Here is a 5,634-nt window from a genome sequence, read left to right as displayed (position 1 = left end):
TGTTGGCGAAGCTGCCGGCAATGCAGTCATTCTTGGTCGGATCGCTGTCCACCGCGCTCCAGGTGTCGTCCCAGATGCCGCGCAGGGCAGTGGCATTCGCTGCCGGGTCGTAGCCGGGCAGGCTCACCACGCCGACCTCGCTGTAATTGAAGCTGCCCGTCGTACTGGCATTGGGCGTGCCCGAGACGGCCGCCGGGAAGAGCGTCGGCGCAAACCCGCCGAGCACCGTGGCCGGCGCGACGGCCGCTTGGTTGCCGATGCGCAGCACACCGTTATAGCCGCTTGGATTGCCGCTGATGCCGGGAATCGTCGCCCCAACGGTGAAGTTGTCGCTGCCGGCGCGGAAGATCGGTGTGCCGCCGGTGCCGCTCTGGGTGGCGCTGGTGGTCGGGTTCGTCACGGCCAGCGGGCGCACGGCGAAGCCGTCGGTCGAGCAGGCCGCCGGCGTGGCGGTGAAGGCACTGCAGGCGACTGTGGTGCATTCGCGCATGACCACCGCGAGGTTTCTCCATGCCGTGTTGAGCGTGTAGTTGCCCGTCCGTTTCTGTCCGGCGTCGGCTGACGTATAGGTGAGAACCTGGCTGCCGCCGGCCACGGCGGTCTTGGCGATACATGAGGCGTTGCAGTAACCCGGCTGACTGCTGTCCAGCACGCACCCGCCATCGCTGTTGTCGACCAGCTTCACCTGCAGGTATTTCGATCCGGACACGACATAGGCCGTTTGAACCTGGTTAATGCTGTTCAGGGCGGCAACGTTAAGCTGAAAGGGCTGCCCTATTGCCTTCAAGTAAACATGCCCGGTCAGATAACTTAGCGCAGCCGGCTTGGGCGAGCCGCTGGCGTTGCCGTAAGCTTCGTCGATGGCGGAAAAGCCGCTCGCCGTGCCGCCGCTCGGCGGCCAGATGGTGGTGGCGCAGACGCGCAGGTCATCGATCTCGTGGATGTTGTTGGAGCCGCCAGTCGAGCCGGTCAAGGAAATCTGGAAGTTGGCCGGCACCGCCGCCTGGCCGGCCTGGGCCTTGGCGTCGTAGGTCGGAATCACGGCCACGTATCCGCTGCCGGTGTCGCGCTGCACCGAGGTCCAGGCATTGCTATTGTTCGAATGATCGACGACGATGCGGTAGCGGTGGCCCGGCCCGGGCGTTGCGCCGGCCACGTCCACCGCGGGCGACAAGGCGCCGCTTTCGGCGTGCCACAGGTAACCGGACATGTCCGTCCCGGAGCCGCGCACCGATACCGACTGCGCAACCAGCCCGCTCGGCGGCGGACCGTTGCCGCGGCACTCGTCGTCGTTGCGAAAGTTGCCATACTCGTCGACCCCCACCCCGAGCCAGCCGCCGGCAAAGCCGTTAACGCCGCAACGCTGGGCATAGCCGAGCGAGCCGCCATAGGCACCCGGCACCGCCGGCACCGAGTAGTCGGACAGCGCAACGGCGACGCCGTCCGCCCCGGTGCCATCGGTGCGGTTGTAGGCGTAAAAACGGAAATCCACCGAGAAATAGTTGCCCGCCGCCGGGAAGATGGCCGGCAGGGTGGCGGCCTTGGCATTGTTTGCGGTGTTGTTGGTCAGACGCAGCCGGTTGGCCACGATGCTGGGCAGGATGCCCGTCGTGTCGCTGGTCGAGACAATCCAGTTCGCGCCATAGATCGGCGAAGGATTGAGGCTCGCCCGGTTGAAATCGTCGCAGACGCAGGTCACCCCCGGCGGTGCGTCGGGAGGTGGCGTGCAGCTGAAGGGTACGGTGTAGGTCTGTCCGGTGAAATTGCCGTTGCCGGCCCCGGTCCCGCCGAGCGGCATATTGAGGGTGTCGCGGATGGAATCGTTGTCGACGAGATTCAACCCCAGCGCGCCTTCGCCGCTTCCCACCGTCGCCGTCACCGTCCAGACCATACCGCTGCCGCTCACCCCGGTGATCGACGAGCCGGTCAGGCCGCTCTCCGCCAGGGTGAAATCGGTGGCATCGACGCCCGTGACCGCCTCACTGAACGTCACCGTCCAGCTCACCGTGGCGCCAGACGTAGTCGGATCGGGCGAAGCGCGGTTGATCGACAGCACGGTCGGCGGGTTGTTGACCACGATGCCGGCAGACAGGGTATAGAGCGGACTCGTCGTGCCGGTGCAGCTGTTGTCCGAGGAAGCTCTGAAAATGGCGTCATAAGTGCCCTCGGCCGCCGGTGCCGTAATGGAGAACGAGAGGGTATAGGTGCCATTGCCGTCCCGGTTGGCATGATTCACGCAGGTCGTCGAGGTGGCCGGGCTGGTCGTAAAACGCGTCGATCTCCAATTCGACCCCGACGTGTTGGTCTCAGTGACGGTGGCGGTGATGCTCGCCGATGGCGCCACCATGACGCTGGCGGCACCGTTCAGGGTGACGGAATTGATGGTCAGCGCCGCGCGGGCCTCGAACACGCCCAGCGCGAGCAGCAGGGAAATCAGAAACAGTCTCATGGCTCGCCTCATATAACTCCGGCAAAAGTCAGTCCCCGCGACACGGCGGTGCGCAACCAAGCATTCCCCATGCTGTCAGCACAAGGCGCCATTCGGCGTATTCCTGCAAGTCGACACCACCATATACACCTGCCGCTCGACAAATCCCAGCGTCCCGACAGCACCGCCCGCGGAAGCCGTGGAGGTGATGCGATAGACCCGCACCGTGTTGCCTTCCTCGGCATGGTCGCTGTGGGCGCAGGACACGGCCAGATCGAAGCCGGCGAAGGCGAAACTCGCCGGCGCAGCGCAGGCGTACTGCGGGTTGCCGCTCGTTTCCTGGGCCAGGATGACGGCGGCCTGCCACTCCGTCCCGGCACGGGCGGCGGCAAGCGCGCGCGCGCCCTGGATGTCCTGCGCGCCGGCAACCTGCTGCACCGAGGTGAAGTGCATGATCGCCGCCCCCAGCGCCGCCAGCGCGACGATGAGGAACAGGGCGGAGACGATGGCGAAGCCGTTAGGGCGCATTGTCGACATGCACCTCGTGATAAAGGCCCACCCGCTCGCCCGCCTCCATCAATTCGAGATAGAGCGAGAGCAGTCCCTGCCGCTCGGTCGCGCCGGGCTGATAGGTGAACTGGCAGGCCGAAACACGGTGGGCGAGCAAGCGGGCCGTGCCCCCGGCCGGCGGAAAAACGGGCGCCGCCGCGATGGCATGGCCCTCGTAGCGCGACAGCGTTCCCGTGCCGTTGTCGCCGGCCACGCCGACGCCGTCGCAGACGTAGGCGACGGGACCGGTGACGACGAAGAAGCGCCGCGACGGGCTGCCAGTCGCGGGCTTGAAGGCCGTGCTGGCGAAGGCGAGACCGTCGGCGTCGCCGCCTTCCGTCGAAGCGGTGATGACCGCCGTATTGTTGCCGCACCAGGCGGAAGGATTGGTCGGACCGCAACCGCCGCCGTCGTTGTTGTAGAGGTTGTAGACCGACAGCCGCTGGCCGACGCGCTCGCCGCTCGCCGTGATGACACTGCCCAGGGAAGTCAGGCCCGTGCAGCCGGCGGCGAAGCAGCCGGCGGCGTCGGCCGCGTCCTGGCTGTAGCGCCCGCCCGTGGCGGCGACGAGCATTTCCAGGTTCGGCCCCGCGCCGTTCGGCCGCAGGCTGTTGGGCAGCGCAGACTGCACATCGCGCGCGATGCGCCGCAGGGCCGTGTCTGCGGCGTCCGTCAGCCAGGCGCGGCGGACGGTGTCCATGTACCCCTGCACCGGCCGGGTAATGAATACGGCAACGATGGCGGCGAGAATGCCGGTGATCGTGATCACCGTCACCGCCTCGACCAGGGTAAAGCCGCGCTGCCGGCGCATCAGTAGTTCCCCCGCCAGCCTTCGAGGACGATCGACTCGGCGCCGGAGGCGACGGTGATGGTGATGCGGCTGCCGTTCGCCCCGTTCAGGGCTTGCGCGACGACCGTCACCGCGGCGTTATAGCCCGCAAGCGACGCTATGGCCGTGCCGTCGACGGCCGAGATGCCGGTCATGGCGAAGCCGTTGTAGTCGGCCACGGCATGCGTGGCGCCGCGGTTCGCCGTCGTCACCGCCACGCAGGAGGCGTCCGGACAGGCATAAGGCACCGCCATGATCTCTTCCATCAACGATTCGGCCACTGCCACGGCCTGCTTGCGGATGAGCGGGTCGGCGGAGGCGCGCGTCGTCTGCACGAACACGGCGAGCACGCCGGCCACCGCCGCCGAGACGACGACGATGAAGATGACCAGTTCGACGAGGGTCAGGCCGCGCGAACGCTCAATAGACGACATAGCCCGTCTCCGCGGTGACGGTGATGGCCGCCGGCGCGCCGGCGATGGTGATCGTCGCGCCGGCGTTGGGACGACCCTCGGCATCGAAGGTCAGCGCCGCCGGCTCCGGGCTGAAGACCGCCGTGCCGGGCGCCGTCACGGTATAGGGCGCGCCGCCCGCCGGACCGGCGAGCGGGGTGTCGCAGGCGCCGGCGCCTGCCGTCGAACGGACGGTGAGCGTCACCGAGTTCGCCGCGAAAGCCGCGCAGACGGTGCGTCGCTGGGCGATGGCCGCCTTCTGGGCATAGCGCAGGGCCGCCGCCGTCTGGTCCAGGAAAGCGCGGGTGTCGAAATCCCCCCGGTCGAACAGGCGCGGCAGCGCCGCCACTGCCAGGATGCCGATGACGATCAGCGTCACCACCAGCTCGACGAGAGTGAAGCCGCCCTGGCGCGCGCGCCCGGCCCGGGGAAAGTGAGTCCCGGCGGCACGGCGCGCGGGCGCGCACGGCGCCGCGGGGCAAATGGATGCGATGCTCTTGGCCGATACGCGCATGACCGGATGCTACACCGCGCCGGGGCAGCGGCGCAGGAACTATTTCACGCCGGTCGGCGGCAGGCCTCCGCCCGGCGGAAAAGTCAGTCCCGGCGGGACGGCGCAAAACCATTCCCGCACGCGCGCGTCGGCTCGTGCCAGCAATGCCGGATTGCTCTGCAACGCCAGCAGCAGGAACTGCCGGTCGGCATCAATCCTTTCAAGCAGAAGGAAGTTCTCTTCAGCGGTCGTCATGATTGCGCGGCCCGTATCTTCAGCAGCTCTTCGATGTCGATCCGATCCTTGCCGCGGCCCGTGCCGGTTTTCATGGCGATCAGGTGGTCGATCGATGCGACCGGCACCGTCAGCGGCCCCACGGGTACCTGAACGGCATCCCGCTTCATTTGGTCGTAGGGGACGGGCGACCTGACCAGGACATCGATCACGCACTTGGACAAATCCTCGCCGCGCAAGGCAAAGGCGAGCATCCCCTTCTCCCTGTGCCAGCGGTCGATCAATTCAGGATCGGCGAGGGACTCGATCGGCACGGGAATGACCGGCCTGAGCCCATCGGACTTCGCAATCTCGATGAAACGGCGCAGGTTCTCCGGTGTCATCGCCAGCACCAGATCGATATCCAGCGTCACGCGCTGGTAGCCATGCAATGCCACCGCCAATCCGCCCACCAGGACAAAGTCCACTTCCGCATCAAGCAGGCGCCGGAGGGTCTCGAACATGCTCATGTCAGGCCTTCATGCCGCGAAAGTCGGCGCGGGCGCAAAAACCCGGGGGCTGGCAGGCGGCGGCTTCGTCGTGGCTCTTGCCCGGCACGAAATCGATCTCGCCGTAAAAGGCCTTCTCGCGCTCGCGCCGCAACCGCTTC

6 protein-coding genes and 1 pseudogene are annotated in these 5,634 nt (G+C 67.2%); all 7 read right to left on the bottom strand.

From position 1 onward, the window contains the following. A pseudogene (locus Q0X16_RS01925) lies at positions 1 to 2,449 on the bottom strand (hypothetical protein); the annotation flags it as partial. 75 nt (positions 2,450 to 2,524) lie between these two features. Next, entirely contained in the window at positions 2,525 to 2,965 is a 441-nt protein-coding gene (locus tag Q0X16_RS01920; protein ID WP_297830063.1) for a hypothetical protein, read from the bottom strand. Further along, entirely contained in the window at positions 2,946 to 3,788 is an 843-nt protein-coding gene (locus tag Q0X16_RS01915; protein ID WP_297830062.1) for a type II secretion system protein, read from the bottom strand. Before Q0X16_RS01915 ends, Q0X16_RS01920 begins: the two co-directional genes overlap by 20 nt. Then, on the bottom strand, positions 3,788 to 4,240 hold the full coding sequence (locus Q0X16_RS01910; protein ID WP_297830060.1) for a hypothetical protein: 453 nt from the start codon (positions 4,238 to 4,240) through the stop codon (positions 3,788 to 3,790). The genes Q0X16_RS01915 and Q0X16_RS01910 overlap by 1 nt, the downstream gene beginning before the upstream one ends. Beyond that, positions 4,227 to 4,772, bottom strand: a complete 546-nt coding sequence (locus Q0X16_RS01905) for a type II secretion system protein (RefSeq protein ID WP_297830058.1) — start codon at positions 4,770 to 4,772, stop codon at positions 4,227 to 4,229. The genes Q0X16_RS01910 and Q0X16_RS01905 overlap by 14 nt, the downstream gene beginning before the upstream one ends. 39 nt (positions 4,773 to 4,811) lie before the next feature. Continuing rightward, entirely contained in the window at positions 4,812 to 5,006 is a 195-nt protein-coding gene (locus tag Q0X16_RS01900; protein ID WP_297830056.1) for a hypothetical protein, read from the bottom strand. After that, on the bottom strand, positions 5,003 to 5,494 hold the full coding sequence (locus tag Q0X16_RS01895; RefSeq protein WP_297830055.1) for a nucleotidyl transferase AbiEii/AbiGii toxin family protein: 492 nt from the start codon (positions 5,492 to 5,494) through the stop codon (positions 5,003 to 5,005). The genes Q0X16_RS01900 and Q0X16_RS01895 overlap by 4 nt, the downstream gene beginning before the upstream one ends. Positions 5,495 to 5,634: the final 140 nt, after the last annotated feature.

The sequence above is a fragment of the Thermomonas sp. genome (assembly GCF_025993755.1).
Classification (GTDB): domain Bacteria; phylum Pseudomonadota; class Gammaproteobacteria; order Xanthomonadales; family Xanthomonadaceae; genus Thermomonas.
Note: the sequence above shows the minus strand (reverse complement) of the source record. Positions and strands in the feature narration are given on the sequence as shown.